General features: G+C 60.7%; 16 protein-coding genes. 11 read left to right on the forward strand and 5 right to left on the reverse strand.

What is annotated here, in order from left to right; all coding sequences use genetic code 11:
* Window position 1: 1 nt before the first annotated feature.
* Window positions 2-1,144, reverse strand: coding sequence for a glycosyltransferase family 2 protein (locus tag NZ960_02750; GenBank protein ID MCS7176535.1), 1,143 nt, complete (start codon window positions 1,142-1,144; stop codon window positions 2-4).
* Window positions 1,145-1,278: 134 nt separating this feature from the next.
* Between NZ960_02750 and NZ960_02755 the strand changes: the two genes are divergently transcribed.
* Window positions 1,279-2,535: a peptide-N-glycosidase F-related protein gene (locus tag NZ960_02755; GenBank protein MCS7176536.1), complete on the forward strand. Its 1,257-nt coding sequence runs from the start codon at window positions 1,279-1,281 to the stop codon at window positions 2,533-2,535.
* Here NZ960_02755 and NZ960_02760 read toward each other — a convergent pair.
* Both NZ960_02760 and NZ960_02765 read right to left on the reverse strand, forming a co-directional pair.
* Window positions 2,532-3,554 (reverse strand): 2-oxoacid:ferredoxin oxidoreductase subunit beta, encoded by a 1,023-nt coding sequence (locus tag NZ960_02760; GenBank protein MCS7176537.1) that lies wholly within the window; start codon window positions 3,552-3,554, stop codon window positions 2,532-2,534. The genes NZ960_02755 and NZ960_02760 overlap by 4 nt on opposite strands.
* Window positions 3,547-5,403, reverse strand: a complete 1,857-nt coding sequence (locus NZ960_02765) for a 2-oxoacid:acceptor oxidoreductase subunit alpha (GenBank protein MCS7176538.1) — start codon at window positions 5,401-5,403, stop codon at window positions 3,547-3,549. The genes NZ960_02760 and NZ960_02765 overlap by 8 nt, the downstream gene beginning before the upstream one ends.
* 113 nt (window positions 5,404-5,516) lie before the next feature.
* On the opposite strand from NZ960_02765, the gene NZ960_02770 reads away from it, so the two are divergent.
* Window positions 5,517-6,884, forward strand: a complete 1,368-nt coding sequence (locus tag NZ960_02770) for an FAD-dependent oxidoreductase (GenBank protein MCS7176539.1) — start codon at window positions 5,517-5,519, stop codon at window positions 6,882-6,884.
* Window positions 6,885-6,889: 5 nt separating this feature from the next.
* Here NZ960_02770 and NZ960_02775 read toward each other — a convergent pair whose 3' ends face one another.
* Window positions 6,890-7,444, reverse strand: a complete 555-nt coding sequence (locus tag NZ960_02775) for a hypothetical protein (protein ID MCS7176540.1) — start codon at window positions 7,442-7,444, stop codon at window positions 6,890-6,892.
* Window positions 7,445-7,519: 75 nt separating this feature from the next.
* On the opposite strand from NZ960_02775, the gene rfbB reads away from it, so the two are divergent.
* From rfbB to NZ960_02795, 4 genes are read left to right on the forward strand one after another with little or no spacing between them, the layout of a single operon-like run.
* Window positions 7,520-8,572 carry a dTDP-glucose 4,6-dehydratase gene (gene rfbB, locus NZ960_02780; GenBank protein ID MCS7176541.1) on the forward strand — a complete coding sequence of 351 codons (1,053 nt, stop codon included), beginning with the start codon at window positions 7,520-7,522 and terminating at the stop codon, window positions 8,570-8,572.
* Window positions 8,569-9,912, forward strand: a complete 1,344-nt coding sequence (locus NZ960_02785) for a nucleotide sugar dehydrogenase (GenBank protein ID MCS7176542.1) — start codon at window positions 8,569-8,571, stop codon at window positions 9,910-9,912. Before rfbB ends, NZ960_02785 begins: the two co-directional genes overlap by 4 nt.
* Window positions 9,909-11,042 carry a UDP-N-acetylglucosamine 2-epimerase (non-hydrolyzing) gene (gene wecB, locus NZ960_02790; GenBank protein MCS7176543.1) on the forward strand — a complete coding sequence of 378 codons (1,134 nt, stop codon included), beginning with the start codon at window positions 9,909-9,911 and terminating at the stop codon, window positions 11,040-11,042. The genes NZ960_02785 and wecB overlap by 4 nt, the downstream gene beginning before the upstream one ends.
* Window positions 10,951-12,723 (forward strand): SLBB domain-containing protein, encoded by a 1,773-nt coding sequence (locus tag NZ960_02795; GenBank protein MCS7176544.1) that lies wholly within the window; start codon window positions 10,951-10,953, stop codon window positions 12,721-12,723. Before wecB ends, NZ960_02795 begins: the two co-directional genes overlap by 92 nt.
* On the opposite strand, the gene NZ960_02800 is transcribed toward NZ960_02795, so the two are convergent.
* Window positions 12,704-13,507, reverse strand: coding sequence for a glycosyltransferase (locus NZ960_02800; protein MCS7176545.1), 804 nt, complete (start codon window positions 13,505-13,507; stop codon window positions 12,704-12,706). The two genes, NZ960_02795 and NZ960_02800, sit on opposite strands and share 20 nt — an antisense overlap.
* Before the next feature lie 103 nt (window positions 13,508-13,610).
* Here NZ960_02800 and NZ960_02805 point away from each other — a divergent pair, with 103 nt between their 5' ends.
* Genes NZ960_02805 through NZ960_02825 form a run of 5 tightly spaced genes read left to right on the forward strand, consistent with a single transcriptional unit; the run spans window position 13,611 to window position 19,354 of the window.
* Window positions 13,611-15,083 carry a sugar transferase gene (locus NZ960_02805; GenBank protein MCS7176546.1) on the forward strand — a complete coding sequence of 491 codons (1,473 nt, stop codon included), beginning with the start codon at window positions 13,611-13,613 and terminating at the stop codon, window positions 15,081-15,083.
* A 3-nt stretch (window positions 15,084-15,086) separates the two neighbouring features.
* Window positions 15,087-15,824: a polyprenol monophosphomannose synthase gene (locus tag NZ960_02810; GenBank protein ID MCS7176547.1), complete on the forward strand. Its 738-nt coding sequence runs from the start codon at window positions 15,087-15,089 to the stop codon at window positions 15,822-15,824.
* A complete protein-coding gene (locus tag NZ960_02815) occupies window positions 15,796-17,820 on the forward strand; it encodes a glycosyltransferase (GenBank protein ID MCS7176548.1) in 2,025 nt (674 codons plus the stop codon). Before NZ960_02810 ends, NZ960_02815 begins: the two co-directional genes overlap by 29 nt.
* A complete protein-coding gene (locus NZ960_02820) occupies window positions 17,798-18,748 on the forward strand; it encodes an acetyl-CoA carboxylase carboxyltransferase subunit alpha (GenBank protein MCS7176549.1) in 951 nt (316 codons plus the stop codon). The genes NZ960_02815 and NZ960_02820 overlap by 23 nt, the downstream gene beginning before the upstream one ends.
* Complete coding sequence (locus NZ960_02825) at window positions 18,749-19,354, forward strand: DedA family protein (protein ID MCS7176550.1); 606 nt, start codon at window positions 18,749-18,751, stop codon at window positions 19,352-19,354.
* Window positions 19,355-19,360 lie beyond the last annotated feature (6 nt).

Genomic DNA, 19,360 nt, shown 5'->3' on the forward strand with positions numbered 1-19,360 from the left:
ACTACTCTACTACCGACATCGACGGCTGATAGAAGCGCCCTCTCCATTGCAAGCGGCCTGTGATACTCCAGCGGTAAGAGTTCAAGGCAATTGTGCTCGCTACGATTGTCGCAAGTGGCTGGAGCCAGACCTGGGAGTACGGCAGACGAAAGCGGTGACTGACTTGCCACCGGAGTAGAACGCTCAGCAGGTAGCTTGTCCCCCCCAGGAGGCTCCAAGCTGCATGGTTACACGCCACTCCAAGCAGAACCGCCAGCACTGGAAGAATCGAGAGGACGAGCAAGTGTCCGACAAACCCTACCAGAGTCCACCAACGGTATCCCATCGCTGGGTAGGTGTTCTTGGAGAAGCCAAGGAAGGCTTCCCGGGAGGTCTCGTACATTCGGCAGGAGACGATTCCTGTCGCGTCGGCTATGGGGGCACTACCGATCCGCTGGGCAATGAGCCGTCCAAGGGCTAAGTCCTCTACGATCTCTCCGCGGACAGCCGCGTGTCCGCCCAGCTCCCAGTAGAGTGAGGAGTGGATGAGGAATGCCTGGCCGCTGGCGGCGTGGAATCGTGGAAAATACCGCCGCCAACGTTCAGGGAGGTAGGCGAAGTAGAAGATGTACAGCAGTGGGATGAGGAGCTGCTCGACGAAGCTCCGGACCTCCTCTCTTGGTAGTAGCGAGACGAAGCGCCACTGCCGACGCTGGCGCTCTTGCAGCGTTGAAGCAAGCGCCGAGGGATGGAAGCGGGTATCAGCGTCGGTGAAGAGCAACCATTCCCCGCGGGCATGCTGCGCAAGCTGGTAACATGCCCATGGCTTCCCGACCCATCCCTCGGGCAGGGGAGCACCACGAAGGACACGGAGCCGTTCGGGGTACTGCTGGCGTAGGCGCTCCAGCACCTCTGGGGTTGCGTCGGTAGATTCGTCGTCGAGCACCAAGACTTCGTAGGCTGGGTACTCCTGCTGGCAGAGCGAATGGATGCAGGGTTCAATCCGCTCAGCTTCGTTCCGAGCAGGCACCAACACGGAAACGTACGGTGCCTCTGGCTGTGTCCACCGTTTGGGGAGGAGCCGTGGTACACGACGTAGGTTGGACCAGCAGACGAGGTTGAACGCGCTGAGGAGCGCTACAACAGCGCCGAGGAGCAACTCCATTGGAGGGTTGGGGGCTAGCGACTGCAAAATTACTGGCGCACTGCGGGAGCGTGCTGTCGAGGGATGTCCTGCAGCTTGTGTCGCATAGCGTGTGTAACTTTTAGGCCAAACGTCATCCAGAGAAGGGAGACGGCATGTGGCTGTCGGGGTTGCTGCTGTCATTTAGTGTTCTCGCTCTGTGGGCACAGCAGACAGTGGTGGAGGTAGTGGTAACCGAGCGGGCCCCACTTGTTGGCGGAAAACAGGACACGGTAGTGACAGTCGTCTGCCCGCCGGAATCGGTTCTGTGCGAGCGCGTTGTGCTTGCCTATTCCCTCCATCGGCCGCCAGGGGGGTGGGATCCGTGGGACCGCATCGCGTACGTCACCGTACTGACTCCAACGGATACGGTAGAGATTGCCCGGATTATGACGCCATACCAGCGGGAATGTGGCTGGGAGATTGATGTGACCGATTTCCGTCCATTGCTGACGGATACAGTCCGGCTGCGGCTCTTCATCCTCTACTGGGCCCAGAGTCCTGGGCAAGGCTACCTTGTCAGCGCTCGGCTGCGCTTCTTCTTAGGGCAGCCGGGGATGGTTCCATATCGGGTTGTGAAGCTTTGGGGGAACGACGTCTACCGTCGCTGGGCATACGGCAACCCCAAAGACCCGATAGATCTGCAAGTTCCGACACGCACGATCTTGATTGACGAAGACGTGGCGGCAGTGAAGTTTGTCGCTCTACTCACCGGCCACGGTCAAGGGAATACCGACAACGCTGCAGAGTTCTCCCGCAAGACTCACACTCTGCTCGTCAACGGTAGGGCCTTTCCAAGACTGCTGTGGCGGGACGACTGCGCTCGAAATCCCTGCCGGCCGCAGCAGGGTACTTGGCAGTACAATCGGGCAGGATGGTGTCCGGGTGACTACGTCCGCCCCTGGGAGGAAGAGATTACCAGTGCTATTCGACGCGGGGACTCCAACTCCATTGGGTTTCGCTTCGAGCCTTACGTCAACTACTGCAGCCCTTGGTGGGATAGCTGTTTCATTGCACCGCCACCGAACTGCCCCGACTGCAATTTCAACAGCACGGGGCACACCATGCCGTGGTACCTGATGAGTGCTTACTTGGTGCTGTACCGTCAAGCGGTGCAGAGCACTGAAGGGGCTGTAGGGCTAAAGCTGTCGGAATGGTGGTGGGAGGCGGGACGTCTTATTGTTCGGCAGGCGTATCCGGTGCTGTGGCGGTGGGAGCTGGTGGATGTGCTGGGACGGCGACTGCGATCGGGACAGTGGTGGGGACAGCAGTTGGCCATTCCTTTCTTCGGGTTACCCCCAGGTATCTACGGCCTTCGGTGGCAGTGTGGAACGTTAATCCAGCAGCAACTCGTCCTCTGGAACGGTGACTAAGAGCTGAGTCCCCACCAATTCTTGCCCCGAAGGAGCGCCTCCAAGTCCGCGGGGTGGCGTTGTGCTAGCCGCTGGCGGCGCTCAGCAAGGAGTTCTTCGTAGGTGGGTCGGCTAGGGTCAGCATAGAGTACCCCAAAGGGGCGTGGGAGCTCGTTGTCTGGCGTGCCCAGCAACTGCACAAGTAGTGCTGCTTTCGTTCGGTCGGTTTCGTCGTGAATCCACACGTTTTCTGGCAGTCCATCGGAGAAGTCCACCAGGCGTGGGGTCATTCCCTCCAGGACGAAGCCTTTGTCGCGGTTCTGGCCAAAGACGAGTGGTTGACCGTGTTCCACGAAGAGAGCATTCTCGGGCTTGCTCTCCTTCTCCGTGTAGGCGAAGAAGGCTCCGTCGTTGAAGACGGGGCAGTTCTGGTAGATTTCCACAAAGGCGGCTCCGCGGTGCTGTGCTGCGCGTTTCAGGACGGAGCGCATGTGGGCCAAGTCACGGTCCATCGTTCGAGCAACGAAGGTTGCCCCAGCCCCGAAGGCGAGAGCGACGGGGTTGAAGGGATGCTCGAACGAGCCCCACGGAGTGGAAGGGGTGCGCTGTCCTGGGCGTGAGGTCGGGGAGATTTGCCCCTTGGTGAGGCCGTAGACTTCGTTGTTGAATAGAAGGATCGTCACGTCCATGTTGCGCCGGAGCATGTGGATGAGGTGGTTGCCGCCGATGGAGAGGCCATCGCCGTCGCCAGTCACGATCCAGACGTGGAGCTCCGGGCGGGTTATCTTAAGGCCATAGGCGATAGCTGGTGCACGCCCGTGGATGCCGTGGAGGCCGTAAGTGCCCATGTAGTACGGAAAGCGCGAGGAGCAGCCGATGCCAGAGATGAACACGACATTCTCCCGTGGCACCTCCAGCTCGGCCAACACTGTCTGGACCTGTTTGAGAATGGCGTAATCTCCACATCCTGGACACCACCGGACTTCCTGATCGCTAGCATAGTCCTTCGCACTTAGCGCTGTTCGGAGCACTTCAGTCATGGTGGAGAGTCTCCTGGATGGCACTGACGAGCTCAGCGACGGTCAATGGAACACCCTGGACCTTACTGTAGGTTCGGGCATCCACAAGGTAGCGGGCTCGCAGCAATTGGCTGAGCTGCCCGCTGTTGAGTTCGGGGACCAAGATGCGGCGGAAGCCCCGCAAGAGCTGGCCAAGGTTACGCGGCAGCGGGTTAAGGTAACGGATGTGGATGTGGGAGACGGATAGACCTTGACTTCGGCATTCCTGGACAGCGTTGTAGATGGAGCCGTAGGTTGAACCCCAACCGACAACGGCTAACTCCCCTTCAGGCTCGCCCAGGGCAACGGTTTGTGGTGGGAGCTCGTCAGCGATCCGTTCAATCTTGGCAGCACGGAGCTGCACCATCCGCTCGTGGTTCAGAGGATCGTAGGAGACGTTGCCGGTGATATCCTCTTTCTCCAGACCGCCGATGCGATGTTCGAAGCCCGGCATACCGGGAATCGCCCATGGACGGACGCCGCGGGCATCGCGCTGGTATGGGTGGAAGACGCCGTTGGTCTTGTGCTCCTCTGTCGCGAACGGTGGTGTGATCGGGGGTAGGCTCTCTACGGAAGGGATGCGCCATAGGTCGCTGCCGTTCGCCAGGAAGGCGTCAGAGAGGACGATAACGGGGGTCATCCACTGGAGAGCGAGGCGAGCGGCTTCGTAGGCCGTCTGGAAGCAGTCTGCTGGCGTAGCTGCTGCTAGCACAGGGATAGGGGCTTCACCATGGCGTCCGTAGAGGGCCTGTAGCAGGTCAGCCTGTTCAGGTTTGGTCGGCATGCCGGTGGACGGGCCAGCTCGTTGGATGTCGCAGACGACCACCGGAAGCTCCAACATGACCGCCAAGCCTAAGGCCTCGCTCATCAGCGAGAAGCCGGGCCCTGAGGTTGCCGTGACTCCTAGGTGTCCACCGAAGGCCGCTCCAATGGCGGCGCAGATGGCAGCAATCTCGTCCTCTGCCTGGAAGGGATAGACGTCATACGGCAGCAGCGTGCTCATCTGGTGCAGTACCTCAGAGGCAGGAGTAATCGGGTAGCCAGCGTAGAACAGCTTCAGGCTGGCCTTCTGAGCAGCAGCTACAAAGCCCAGCACCAGGGCTTCGTTCCCCGAAATGCTCCGGTATACACCAGGTGGCAACTCAGCCCGCGGGATTTCGTAGCGGACCGCGAAGAGTTCGGAGGTCTCACCGAAGTTGTATCCCGCATGGAGGAGACGGATATTGGCCTCCGCAACCGCTGGGTCACGGGCAGCGAACTTCGCGTTGACTAGCTGTTCAATTTGGGACAAGGGGCGGTCGAAGAGCCACGCCAGCAACCCCAGCACGAACATGTTTTTCATGCGCTCCTTCTCGCGGACGGAGAAGGAGGTATCGGCAAGGGCGGCGCTGACCATCTGCGAAATGTTCAGCGTGATGAGCTGGTACTCCGACAGGCTGCCGTCGGTGAGTGGATTCACGCCCTCCGGATAACCAGCCAACCGGAGATTGCGCCGGTCGAAGCCAGCCTCGTTGACGATGAGAAGGCCGCCGCGCTTCAGGAGGTGTAGATGGGTCTTCAGTGCTGCAGCGTTCATCGCTACAAGCACGTCGCAGGCATCCCCTGGCGTCAGGATCTCGAAGCTGCCAAAGCGGAGCTGGAAGCTGGAAACACCAGCTAAAGTTCCCTGGGGAGCTCGAATCTCTGCTGGGTAGTTTGGGAAGGTAGCAATGTCATTGCCCTGGAGTGCGCTAGCATGGGCAAACTGCGCTCCCGTGAGCTGCATGCCCTCACCTGAGTCGCCAGCAAAGACGATGACGACGTCTGAAATGGTAATGCGCTGCTTGAGCATTGGAGCTTCGTTGCTTCACACGTGTACTGCTACGACATATGTGCTGTTGCGTGCGGGAATTTAGCGAGTGTGAGGGTATTTTTGTGGCGAAAAGCCACCGTCGTCGAGAACCAATGGAGCGCTCTCACTATGTCGTCGTGGTTGGAGGGGCAGTTGCAGGTGCCGAGGCAGCTTACCAATTGGCCCAGCGGGGCATCCGAGTAGCGGTGCTGGAGCAGTATCCGCTGCCGTACGGCAAGATTGAGTATGGCCTTCCGAAGTGGCATGTCAAGCTGCGGAACAAGGAAGAGGCCGCCATTGACGCTAAGCTCCAGCATCAGCTAGTGCGCTATGTCCCCAAAGTGCGCCTTGGAAGGGATGTCCGCTTAACCGAGCTCCTGCAGTGGGGCGTGAGCGCTGTCATCCTTGCAAACGGTGCGTGGCGTGACCGTCCCTTTCCTGTACCGGAGGCTGAGCAGTACATCGGACGCGGCTTCTACTACCAGAACCCCTTCATGGCATGGTTCAACCTCATGCACGATCCTGATAGCGGCGTTGAGCCGTACGAGATCGCCGATGGAGCTGTTGTCATCGGGGGCGGCTTGGCTTCGATCGACGTCGCGAAAGCTCTCATGATGCTGACAGTGGAGGAAGCTCTGCGGCGTCGAGGGATCGAGACCAACGTCATTGAAATGGAGCACGGCATAGACCGCATCCTGCAGCGTCACGGGCTTACCTTGCAGGATCTCGGGATTCAGGGGTGCACGCTCTACTATCGCCGGCAGGCTCAGGACATGCCGCTGACCCCGATGCCGACTGATACCCCAGAACGATTGGCACGTGCTCAGGCTGTACGCCTTAAGGTGCTGGAGACTGCCCGACGGCGGTATTTGTTCAACTTCCAGGAGCTGCGGCTGCCTGTGGGAATTCTCTCCGAAGGTGGACGCATGGTGGGGCTTGTGCTGTGCCACACCCGAAAAGAGGGCGACCATGTCGTGCCCGTGGAGGGGACCGAGCATGAAGTGCGCACACCCTTGGTCATCTCCTCTATTGGCAGCATCCCTGAGCCACTGCCGGAAATCCCGATGCGAGGAGAGACGTACGCGATTGCCGATCCAGAGCTGTGCCGCATTGAGGGCTACGATAATGTCTTCGCGGTTGGGAATGCCGTCACTGGGCGTGGCAACATCCAGGAGAGCTTGCGTCACAGCCGCGAAGTGATGCAGCGCATTGTAGAGGACTACTTAGGCTGGAGTGCAGCCGTCTATGAGGCACTCACTCGAGACCAGGAAGCATGCGTTGCCGAGGCAACGGTTCGTATTGCACAGCAGGTGCGCGAGCGTCCGCCGCTGACGGCAGATCAGATTCAGGCTATTGATGAGCGAATTACTCGCCTCTGGGAACAGGTTGGCTACGATGGGGACTACTCTACCTGGGTTCGCCGACATCTGCCCAAGCGCTTGGAAGAGCTGCTGCGGCTCCAAGTTGCCGATGAGGAATGAACCCTCTACCGGCTTTCCCACAGCAGCCGGACTTCTGGGATGAGGCGAGAGCTCAGCGTCTGTGGTCGGCGTAAGGGGTAGTGAGTACCGGCCAAGAGGTGGAGGTAGCGCCCGCCTAGGACGTTCGGGATGCTCAGCCCAGCGAATCCTCCAACTCGCACCGCACGAAGGTCTCTACGGAGTTCCTGCCGCCACGGTGACTGGACTGAAGGGAGGATTGGGAAGATCCACTCGAGGCTGATGCTGGGGGCCGTGGTGGGGGTCTGCTGGTACTGGAGTTGGAGCAGAAGGCGGTAGTGGAGCTCTACCCACATGAGGTACTCGTCGTGCTGCTTTCGCCCCAGCCCGGTGAGGACAATGTCAATGCTCGGGGCGAAGAACGAACGGAGCCGAGCTCCAAGGCCGATTCCAGCGGAGGGCAGATGGAGTGCTGTCTCTGAGGGGAGGAAGCGATACGCTGCAGAGCCATAGATGCAGAAGTCCACGAAGAACTGACCGTGTGCGCTACTAAGAGCCAACGCGAAGAGGCAGGGGAGGGCTTTCAGTAATTTTGTGCTCATGCCTACTACCGCTGACTGCCTGCAGCCAGAAGACGGATAGAGCAGCCGGAGTGGTATGGAGCAATCGGTGTGGTCATGACTGCTTCGGGAGGCCCGAGGACGGTGCTAGTCACGGGCGGGGCGGGTTTCATCGGGACGAACTTCGTTTGCTACCTCCTCCACCATACTGACGTGCGGGTCATTGTCGTAGACGCTCTCACGTACGCTGGACAGCAGCGGAACGTTGCTGCCTGGCAGAACAATCCCCGCTGTCAGTTCATTCGCGGCCGCGTGGAAGATGTGGCCCTCATGCTCGAGTTATGTCGCAGCTACCAGGTGGAGACGATCGTCCACCTTGCGGCGCAAACCCACGTGGATCGTTCCATTATGGATGCTCGTCCGTTCTTGCAGAGCAACGTAGAGGGGACAGTAGCTCTGCTGGAGGCTGCCCGCCGAGTGCGGCTACAGCGCTTTGTGCACATGTCAACGGACGAAGTCTATGGGGAGCGTCTCGAAGGGGAGTGTGCAGAAGGGGATGCCTTCGCTCCAAGTTCGCCTTACGCTGCCTCTAAAGCGGCAGCGGATTGCTTCGTACACGCCTACGTCCGAACGTATGGGGTACCTGCTTGCGTTGTGCGGAGCTGCAATGTCTATGGCCCATACCAGTTCCCTGAGAAGCTAGTGCCGATGAGCATCCTGTGTGCCCTGCATGACGAGCCTATCCCGCTCTACGGGGACGGCTCACAGCGGCGACAGTGGCTCTACGTTGGAGATGTCTGCCGAGCCCTTTGGCAGCTCTGCCAAGAGGGGGAGGCGGGGCAAGTGTATCATTTAAGCAGTGGCCAAGAACTCAGCAATCGAGAGCTGGTGGAGAAGGTCCTTGAGCTTTTGGGCAAGCCCCGTACGCTCATCCGCTCAATCTCGGATCGTCCGGGGCATGACCGGCGATACGCTCTCCAGGTAGAGACGATGCGCCAGTTGGGATGGCGGGCGCGCGTGGGCTTAGAGGAGGGGTTGCGGAGAACCGTGGAGTGGTACATTCACCACCGCACGTGGTGGGAGCCCTTGTGGAATGGCGAGTACGCGGAGTACCGCCGGCAGTGGTATGACGCGGTCTTAGCCTCCAACCTCTACGGTGGATCTGCATGAGCTCGGGTCAATCCGTTCTCGACGAGCTGCGCCAGCGCATAGAGCAACGCCGCGTGAGGGTTGGCGTCCTTGGGATGGGCTACGTGGGGCTGCCGCTGGCGATGGAATTCGCACGGGCGGGAGTCCATACGATAGGGCTGGATACCAACGCAGCCAAGATTGAGCAGCTACGCCGTGGACGCTCCTACCTTCGGGATGTTCCCTCCGACGTTGTGGCTGAGCAGCTCCGTTTGGGACTGTTCATCCCAACGACGGACTTCCAGCGATGCCAAGAGTGCGATGCCCTCTTCATTTGCGTTCCGACCCCCTTCACGGCTCACAAAGACCCTGACATCAGCTTCATCCTGCAGGCCACGGATAGCATTGCCGAAACCCTGCGTCCTGGACAGATCGTTGTGCTCCGGAGTACGACCTTCCCGGGGACGACCGAGGAGTACGTGCTGCCGAGGCTCCGGCAGAAGGGATTGCGCGTTGGGGAGGACTTCTTCTTGGCGTTCTCGCCTGAACGGGTAGACCCCGGGAACAAAGTATGGACGACCGCTAACACCCCGGTGGTCGTTGGAGGAGTGACGCCGGCATGCACAGAGTTAGCGGCGGCTGTGTTGCGCTTGGCCGTCCAAGTGGTCGTCCCCGTTAGCTCTCCAAGGGTTGCGGAGATGGCGAAGCTGTTGGAGAACATCTTCCGCAGCGTCAACATTGCGCTGGTGAACGAGCTAGCGCAACTCTGCGACCGCTTAGGCATCAGCGTGTGGGAAGTGATTGAAGCGGCAGCGACGAAGCCCTTCGGGTTTATGCCGTTCTACCCTGGGCCAGGCATCGGGGGACATTGCATCCTGATTGACCCGTACTACCTAGCATGGGCAGCACGGCGCTACGACTTCGTCACCAACTTCGTGACGCTAGCAGCCGAAGTCAACGAGGCAATGCCCTTCTACGTTCGCGACCTCGTAGAGCGGGAGATTGCTCGGCTGCCTGTGCGGCTGGAGAAGGCGAACGTCCTCTTCTTGGGGGTTGCCTTCAAAAGGGACGTAGATGACCTGCGCCATTCGCCGGCTCTGAAGGTCATGGAACTCCTGTGGCAGGACGGCGTGCGCTCCATTGGCTACTATGACCCGTACATCCCGCAGGTTGAGTTTGCTGGAGGCATCCTGGAGTCTGCCCCGGGACTTACTCCTGAGCTGCTGAAGCGCCAGCACGTTGTGGTCATCACGACGGATCATAGCTGCGTAGACTACGAGCTCGTCTGCCGGTGGAGCCGTGTCGTGGTTGATACGCGCAATGCATGCCGTCATGTTCAGCGGCCTCGGGCACGAATTGTGCTCCTCGGAAGCGGACGATGAAAGCGCGCGTCCTATCCGTTGTGGGTGCACGCCCGAACTACATGAAGGTGGCGCCGCTGCACCGCGCTTTCGCTCGGTATGTGGATGTGGTAGAGCACATCATCGTCCACACGGGGCAGCACTACGACCCAGAGCTGTCGGATGTCTTCTTCGCTGACCTGGATTTGCCGCAGCCTTCAGTCTTCTTGGGAGTCGGCTCGGGTACGCACGCTCAGCAGACGGCTCGCATTATGCTGGCCTTTGAGCCGGTGTGCTTAGAACTCTCGCCGGACTTAGTCATTGTGGTTGGAGACGTCAACTCCACCCTTGCCTGTGCTCTGACGGCAGTCAAGCTAGGGATTCCAGTGGCGCACGTCGAGGCAGGACTCCGCAGCTTTGATCGAAGCATGCCAGAGGAGATCAATCGGGTCGTTACAGACGCCGTTGCAGACTACTTCTTCGTCACCGAGCCGAGCGGAGTGGAGAACCTACGCTGTCAGGGTGCCCCAGAGGAGCGCATCTTCCTGGTCGGCAACACGATGATTGACTCTCTGCTGTTCGCCCTGCCGAAGGCCGAGCAGAGCACACTTCCGGAGAGCTTAGGTCTGGAGCCGCAGGGGTACGTCGTTGTAACACTCCACCGGCCGAGCAATGTGGACGATCCGCAGCAGCTGCGGGAGCTCCTACTCGTGTTGAACGAGCTGGCCCAGTGGCGCACGGTCGTTTTCCCGATGCACCCGAGGACACGGCAGGCCGTTGAGCGCTTTGGATTGCAAGGGCTGCTGCAGCGGCTACTGGTGCTGCCTCCGTTGAGCTACGTAGACTTCATAGCACTCGTCCTTCGGGCCGACTTCGTCATGACGGACTCCGGCGGCATCCAGGAAGAGACCACGTACCTAGGAATCCCCTGCCTGACGCTACGGACAACGACGGAACGACCGATTACGTGCTCCATGGGGACGAACCAGTTGGTGCCGCCAAGGGCCGATGCGCTGCGGGCAGCATTGGCGGCACTGAGGCGAGGGGAGCGGAAGCAGGGGCGTGTACCACCGTTGTGGGATGGACATGCAGCCGAGCGGATCGCTCAAGTGGTGGTGGAGCATTGTCTGCGCCTGCCTGTGGGGCAGCCTCTGGGCACAGGAAGCGGGTAGGTCTCTGCTGCCGCAGAGCCTATGGCAGACGCTGGAGGAGGCGGGTACGTTGACCGCGCTGCGAGACGTCCTCCCGGAGCTGCCACCGAGCGACGGGGCTGTCATGCCGGAGGAGTACTACCTTGGGCCAGGAGATGTGTTGCTAGTGCAAGTCTTAGCGCCAGTGGTGCAGAGCCATCGGGTGGTGGTGTCCGCTACGGCTGATGTCCTCATCCCACGGTTGGGCTTAGTCTCCGTCAAGGGGAAATCAATTGCCCAGTTACGCCAAGAGCTGCAGCAGCTCGTACAGCAGCGTAATCCAGCAGCAACCGTCAATGTCCAGCTCCTGCTGCCCCGGCGGGTGGTGGTTACTGTCAGCGGGTACGTGCGTTCGCCAGGGACGTACATCCTGCCAGCGAGTCTGCGGGTATCTACGGCGGTGCGGCTTGCAATGTACGGTGATGCTGCGGCGAGGACGGCATCTGGAAGACCGATGCAGGCGCCGCTAGCCGCCGGTTCGGTACAAGAGCTCCAAGGGCACGAGTGGGAGTACAGCAGCGTCCCGCTACTGCCGAGCTTCTGCACGCGACATCTCGTGCTGCGGTTCGCCGATGGTACAACCCGGGAGGCCGACGTAGAGCGCGGACGAGCCTTAGGGGAAGTGCAGTCCGACCCGATGCTGAGCGAGGGGCTAGAGATCTTCGTCCCTGCGCCACCCCCGACTGGGTACGCTACAGTGTCTATCGGGGGGGCTGTTAGGCGTCCGCTCCGGATTGCACATCGCCATGGGGATCGGCTCTCGTTCCTCCTGCGCTTAGCCGGCGGGATCGATCCTCAGCGGGCACAGTACGTTGCCCTCATCCATCTTCCTGGGAGGCCGCCAGAGCGTGTTGAGCTAGACACAGCTGGAATGCCAACGACGGACCCACTCCTTGCACCGGGAACAGCTGTGATTGTGCCAGAACGTCCGGTGGCAGGGATTATACGGCAGGGGGTGGTTCGCCTCCTTGGAGGGGTGGTCCGGCCAGGCGCGTACGTCATCGAGCCCGGACGGACGCGCCTGAAGGAGGTCATAGAACAGGCGGGTGGCCTTGTTCCAACGGCAGCGTTAGCACAGGCCTACATCCAACGGGTGCCTCCACCGCAGGCTTTCCAGACCGACCCTCGGATGCCCACCGAAGTCGGCCTGTACAGCCGCTTTCTGTACAGCGACCTCCGGCTGGAAGATACCGTCCGCTACATGCTGGATATGCGGCTGCAGCGCTCGCTCGTTGCATGTGACTTCGTCGCGCTCTTCCGTGATGGGGACCTTCGACATAACGTGCCGCTGGAAGATGGGGACGTCATCGTGATCCCGGAGCAGGAGCGACACGTCTACCTCTGGGGACAGGTACGGTTCCCCGGGGCTGTGCCGTTTGAGGCAGGCCAAACGACAGACTGGTACATCCAGCAGGCAGGAGGTTACGGTGTGGGCGCAGATCCGAGGCGGGTGAGAGTATTGCGTGGTCCGCAGCGGGTCTGGCTTACCCCCAAACAGGCAGGGGCGCTTCAGCCGGGCGATGAGATCTACGTCCCACGGATACTCGACGTCCCCGCGTGGGCCCAGCAACAGGCAGAGCTGCAGTTCTACACCGTTCTGGTAGGGGCAGTCTCGACACTGACCTTTGTCGTCACCACGATCTTCAACCTTCTGCGGCGTTGACGAGCGGCGGATGGAGGGCTTCAGGAAGCACAGTAGGGCGACGCAGCAGGTGGCTCAGGCGTCGCAGCGGCTTTGCGAACGGGACCAGCAGGCCCCAAGGTGTGAGGCCATGTTGCTTCCAGGTGCGCCAGCACTCCCAGTTCCCCCGCAGAATGGAGCGGAGAGAACGGTTGCTAATGCCGCCGCTATCCATGCAGGCCAGCACCCGCGGAATGTACTGGACGCGGATGGCTCCCACAAACAGCAGGCGGAACATCAGCTCATAGTCAGCAGCGATCCGGTAGTCCAGATTGAATCCTCCGAAGCGCTCGTACACCGAGCGCCGAGCGAAGAAGGTCTGGTGTGGCGGCATCCAGCCGAAGTAGTACTTCCAACGTCGATAGGGGCCAGCGCGCCAGTAGCGGACAATCCGTCTTGTCCCGGGGCTGACGAAGACCACGTCGCCGTAGCAGGCCTCGACGGTAGGATCGGAGAAGACCGCTGCAACATCGCGCAGCACGAACCGGTCAGCGTATTGGTCATCGGCATTCAGGATGCCGATGATGTCGCCCGTTGCATAGCGCAGCCCCTTGTTCATGGCATCGTAGAGCCCTCGGTCGGGTTCGCTGACGAAGACGCTGAGCCGGTGACGGTAGCGCTCCAGGATGTCGCGGGTGGGTGGGGGGGAGCCACCGTCGATGACGATAGTTTCTACTTCGGCCTCCACCTCCTGGGCGAAGATGGATTCCAGGGCCCGCGCGACACGAGGATCGTTGAGCACAACAGTGATGATGGAGATCCGCATCGCAGAGCGCTCGTCTCCTACAGGCGGCAGCAAAAATACAGAGCTAAGGTCGCCAGTCCGTTTCCTGAGCTCAGCTGGGGCCGATAGCAGTGGTACGTGAGGCATGGCAGACGCTGTCACGTATCCTGCATCACTGACGCAGCGACGGTGGCGCTGGAAGAGCGGGCAACACAGCCCAGTAGTGTTCCAGCTAGGGGTGGACCTCGTTGTGCTCGTGCTTGGGACCCTTGGCTACCTCTGGGTGCGCTTTGGCAGTGGCTGGCTGGACTCCGTGGCTACTCCGACCGGTGAGGAGGTCGTAGCCATCGTCTCAATGCTGACAGGCTACTGGGTGCTGTTGTTCTGGCTCGCAGGGCTCTACCGGAACTGGTACAGCCGTCCGCCGCTGGAGGAGCTATGGGCAGTGGTGCGCTCGGTACTGCTCGGGATAGCCCTGCTATTGGTGCTGGTGTTCTGGGATAGTGGCGATTTCTACCGAAGCAACTTTCGGGCAGTGGCAGGGATCTACGCGGCTTTCCTTGGGATTGGGCTGGGGGCTGGTCGTCTAGCAGTGCGGGCGCTCCAGCGCTCCCTCCGGCAGCGCGGAATCCTCACGATACCAGCCCTCCTGGTGGGAAATCCGCGGGGGGTTGAGCGGTTGCTCGAGGAGTTGCGTCGGATCCCCCATTGGGGCTACCGTCCGCTCGGGGTCGTCCTACCGTCAAGTGGGGTGTCGGAGCAGGAGTGGAACGGCAAGGGCCCTATTCCGGTTCTCGGGACCGTAGCAGTGTTGCGTGAGCTCATCCGCCGATGGGAGCCGGAGGAGCTCCTTCTGGCTTTTCAGCCGCCGGATCCCCAAGAAGTAGGCAAGGTGATGGGTGTTGCTGAAGAGGCTCGGGTAGGGGTCAAGATACTGCCGGAGCTCTACCGGGTCACGTCTGGGCAGGCTCGTATCCGACGCCTCTACGGCACGAGCCTCCTGGAGCTGAACCCGGAGATTCTCAACCCCTGGCAGGCCTTCGTGAAGCGGACCTTGGATATCGTCATCAGCGTCCTGATACTCTTCGTCGGTGCTCCCTTGTGGCTCTTGATCGCGGCTGCGATCTGGGTTGACAGTGGGCGTCCTATCTTCTTCGTCCAGGAGCGGGTTGGACGACATGGGCGCATATTCCGACTCTACAAGTTTCGCACGATGCTGCCCGAGGGGGACCCGAACCGGCTCTGGACACAGCGGGGCGACCCGCGAATCACACGGGTCGGGAGGTGGCTGCGCAAGACGTACTTGGACGAGATCCCGCAGTTCTGGAACGTGCTCAAAGGCGAAATGAGCATCGTTGGTCCTCGGCCAGAGCGACCGTACTACGTGGAGCTCTTTACCCAGATGGTGCCCGAGTACCCTCGCCGGCACTGCGTCAAACCAGGGATTACGGGATGGTGGCAGGTGTGCCGTCGTCAGGAGCTCAACGTGCCGACAGTTGAAGGGGTGCGCTCCCGGTTGGAGATGGACTTCTACTACATCGAGAACCAGTCGCTGGCGCTGGACCTGGAGATTATGCTCCGCACGGTGTGGGTAATGCTCACGGGCAAGGGGGTGTGAAGGGTGAGGACGCTGATTGTCATCCCGACCTACGACGAGCGTGAGAACATCGCGGAGCTCATCCCGGCACTCCTCCGGCTGGAGATGGAGCCGGAGGTACTCGTAGTGGACGACGCTTCGCCGGATGGGACGGCGGAAGAGGTACGACGATGGCAGGAGCGTGTGCCCGGTCGAGTCCATCTCATTGAGCGGCCAGCAAAGTTGGGGCTTGGTTCCGCTTACTGCCAGGGCTTCCAGTGGGCACTCCAGCGGGAGTATGAGGTGGTGGTGCAGATGGACGCGGATTTCTCGCATGATCCTCGGGACGTGCCGCGGCTTGTGGCGGCTTTAGCAAACGCTGATGTAGCACTGGGATCGCGCTACGTCAGTGGGGTCAATGTCGTCAACTGGCCGATGGGACGCTTACTCTTGAGCTGGCTAGCGAATCGGTATACGCGATGGGTCACGGGGATGCCAATTGCTGACGCCACGAGTGGCTTCAAGGCCTTTTGGGCCCGCACTCTCCGCCGCCTCCGGTGGGACCGGATTCGCTCCAATGGCTACGCCTTCCAGATTGAGGTCACCTACCGGCTCTGGCGCTTAGGTTGCCGCATCGTGGAGGTGCCAATTGTCTTCGTAGACCGTCGTAGCGGCTTCTCTAAGCTCAACCGTGGCATCGTCTCGGAGGCCGCATGGATGGTGTGGCGGTTGCGTCTGTCGAGCCTTCTGAGGGATGAGCGTCGCTACTACACCAACCGTTGACGTGCGGGCAGCACTGGCCCAGCCACCGACGTGTGAGCTGTCGGTGGTGATCGTCAGCCACAATGTGGCTGAGTTCCTCCGCCAGTGCCTCCGCTCGCTCCGGCAGGCACTGGCAGGCATCGATGCGGAGGTGCTCGTGGTGGACAATGCCTCCGAAGACGACACTGTTACACGGTTGTCGGCGGAGTTTCCGGAGGTACATTGGATCGCGCTGCCAGCCAACATTGGGTTTGGGAAAGCCAACAACATCGGCATTGCTCAGGCACGGGGACGCTACATCCTGCTGCTGAATCCGGACACCTTGGTACACCCGAACGCCCTACGCACGCTGCTGGACTACATGGCGCACCATCCTGAAGTGGGCATAGCTGGTTGCCGAGTGCTGAATGCTGACGGCACCTTTCAGGAGACCTGTCGGCGTGGGTTCCCGACACCATGGGTATCGTTCACACGGCTCTTCGGCCTCGAGCGGCTGGCACCGCGGTCGCGCCTGTTTGCCCGCTATGCTCAACGGTTCCGGCCAGAGGATGAGGTAGGGTACGCAGAGGTGATTTCCGGTGCCTTCATGCTCTGCCGACGGGAGCTCCTGCAGGAGCTCGGCGGCTTTGATCCAGAGTACTTCCTCTACGGCGAGGACGTTGACCTCTGCTACCGGGCACACCGGGCAGGGTGGCGGATCGGGTACGTAGGAACCGCAACGGTGGTCCACTTCAAAGGGGAGAGTGCCCGGCGCACGACGACCGATGTCATCCATCACTTCTACGATGCGATGCGCATCTTCGTGCGCCAGTACTACGGGCGCTCCCCGATCGCCCCGCTGCTCTACCTAGGGATTGGGCTTCGGAAGCTACTGGCCCGGGCCGTCCAGTTTCCGAATCTGTGGATGCTAGGGATTGCAGACCTCCTAGGAGCCCTTGGAGCGCTCATGGTGGCGACATGGCTACGGTTCGGCAGTCTCTTCGGGCTCCGACCGTATGCCTACCCGACGGTCTTCATCGTGGTGGGAGGACTCATCTTTGGGCTGATGCTGCTCTTCGGGGACTACTTGGAGCGGCGCGTCCGGCTATCCCGGGCTCTACTGGTGTATGCACTCGCCTTCTTTGCCCTAGCATCCCTGACCTACTTCTTCAAGGACTACGCCTTCAGCCGTTGGGTAGTGCTGGGAACGGCTGCGGGGACAGCTCTGTGGGGGATGGGGGTGCGATTGGCGGTGCAGCTTCGGCGCTGGTTGCGCCAGAGTATGGCGCCACGGCGGGTGGCCATCTTGGGCACAGGGGAGGTTGCCCGCAAAGTTGCCGCAACACTATCGGAGGGAGTAGCAGGATTGCCAGGGGTGGTGGTTGTTGGCTTTGTGCAGTATGGGATACGAGCAGAGGCTGATTCAGGATTACCTGTCTTAGGGGAGAGCTCGGAGCTGCCGGCAATTGTGGAGCGATGGCGGATTCAGGAGCTCGTAGCAGCGGAGCCTGATCTGCCTCCCGGAGAGTTGGTCAACATTGTAGAACGGCTGGCGCGGTGGCGCGTTCGGCTCTACATCGTGCACCATCCCGAGGAGCTCTATGTTCAGCGTTTCGTCGGGGAGCTCCTTGGCCAGGAGCCGATGTGGCAGAGGTACCCTCTCCTCCATCCTCGCCTGCGACTGCTGAAGCGCTGCGTGGATATTCTAGTGGCGTCGGGAGCCTTGCTGTTCGGGCTTGCTCTTGTATTTTTGAGGCCCCGGCGAAAGGATTTCCTACGCCGTTGGTGGAATGTGCTGCGTGGCTGGTGGAGTGTCGTTGGCCTCTACCCGCTGGAAGGGACAGCAGGGGAGGCAGGCTTCGGTAAGCCAGGCATTACCGGGTTAGCCCACCTCAGTGGGGGAGCCTCGCTGCCGAAGAACGTGCTCCAGCAACTCAACAACTACTACCTGCGCCACGCTTCTTTTGCACTGGACCTGGAGATCATGCTCAACTATCTCGTGCGGAGGTTTCGCCGTGAGACACGTGCTGGACTTTGAGAAGCCCATCGTGGAGCTAGAGCAGAAGATTGCCGAAATGCGGGCCCTGGCGGCCCAGCTGGACATTGCCGCTGAGGTGGAAGCACTGGAGCGGCAAGTTGAGCAACTCCGTCAGCAGATCTATGCGAACCTCACTCGGTGGCAACGGGTCCAGATCGCCCGCCATCCAGAACGGCCATACACGCTGGACTACATCCAGGCCATCTTTACCGACTTCGTGGAGCTCCATGGCGACCGTTGCGCTGGGGATGACCCCGCTATCGTCGGGGGACTGGCCCGGTTCGAAGGGACGCCGGTCGTTGTCGTCGGGCACCAGAAGGGGCGCACCACTCAAGAGAACCTCCGCCGTAACTTCGGTATGCCGAATCCGGAGGGGTATCGCAAAGCACTGCGCCTCTTCCGTTTGGCGGAGAAGTTCCAGAGGCCGCTGATAACGTTCCTGGATACCCCAGGAGCCTTTCCTGGCATTGAAGCGGAGGAGCGCGGACAAGCTGAGGCGATTGCCCGTAACCTATTCGAAATGGCGCGTCTCAGGACGCCAATCATTGTCGTTGTTATTGGTGAGGGGGGATCCGGCGGGGCACTTGGCATAGGGGTTGGGGACCGGATTCTGATGCTGCAGTATGCCTGGTATTCCGTCATTGCACCGGAGTCTTGTTCCAGCATCCTCTGGCGGAGCTGGGACTTCAAGGAGCAGGCCGCAGAGGAGCTGGAGCTGTGTGCGGAAGATCTTCTGCGGCATGGGGTCATAGACCGTGTTGTCCCTGAGCCTCCTGGGGGAGCTCACCGCAATCCAGCACAGATGTACGATATCCTCCGTGGAGTCTTGCGGGAAGAGCTCCAGAGTTTGAGCCAGGTCCCGATTGAGGAGCTTGTGCGGCAGCGTCAGGAGAAGTTCTTCCGTATGGGGGAGTGGCGAGAAGTCTGAATGATACAGCGGATTCGCCAGTGGTTATGGAGGACTAAGGCATGGATGGAGGCTGCTGCAGCACGTCCAGGAGCTTCGTGGACGTTGTTCGGTCTGGCGTTCTTAGAGGCTTCGGTGTTTCCGATTCCGCCTGATGTAATGCTCATCCCAATGGTGCTGCTGCGCCGGGAGCGTGCCTTTGCAATTGCTGCCATCTGTACGCTCGGCTCTGTCCTCGGGGGGTTGTTTGGCTATGTCATTGGGCACAGTTTCATGGATGTGGTCGGATGGCGGATCGTAGAGCTCTACAATGCCCACCAGTCATGGCAGCAGGTTTCAGAGCTGTACCGGGGAGAGGGAGGGGTGTGGTTTCTCTTGGCCGCGGCCTTCTCCCCGATACCCTACAAGATCGCGACGATTGCTGCAGGGGCTGTAGCCCTCCCGTTGGTTCCCTTCACCGTGGTATCGCTTGTCGGGAGGGCTGCTCGTTTCTTCGTCATTGCTGGGTTGCTGTGGGCCTTTGGGCCCGTTATGCAGCAGTGGATAGAACGATACTTTGACCGCTTGGCGCTAGCCTTTGTTGTGCTCTTGGTGTTGGGCTTCATTGCCCTGCGTTGGGTTGTGTGAGGCTTG

The organism is Candidatus Kapaibacterium sp. (genome assembly GCA_025059875.1).
In the GTDB taxonomy this organism is placed as follows: domain Bacteria; phylum Bacteroidota; class Ignavibacteria; order Kapaibacteriales; family HRBIN21; genus HRBIN21.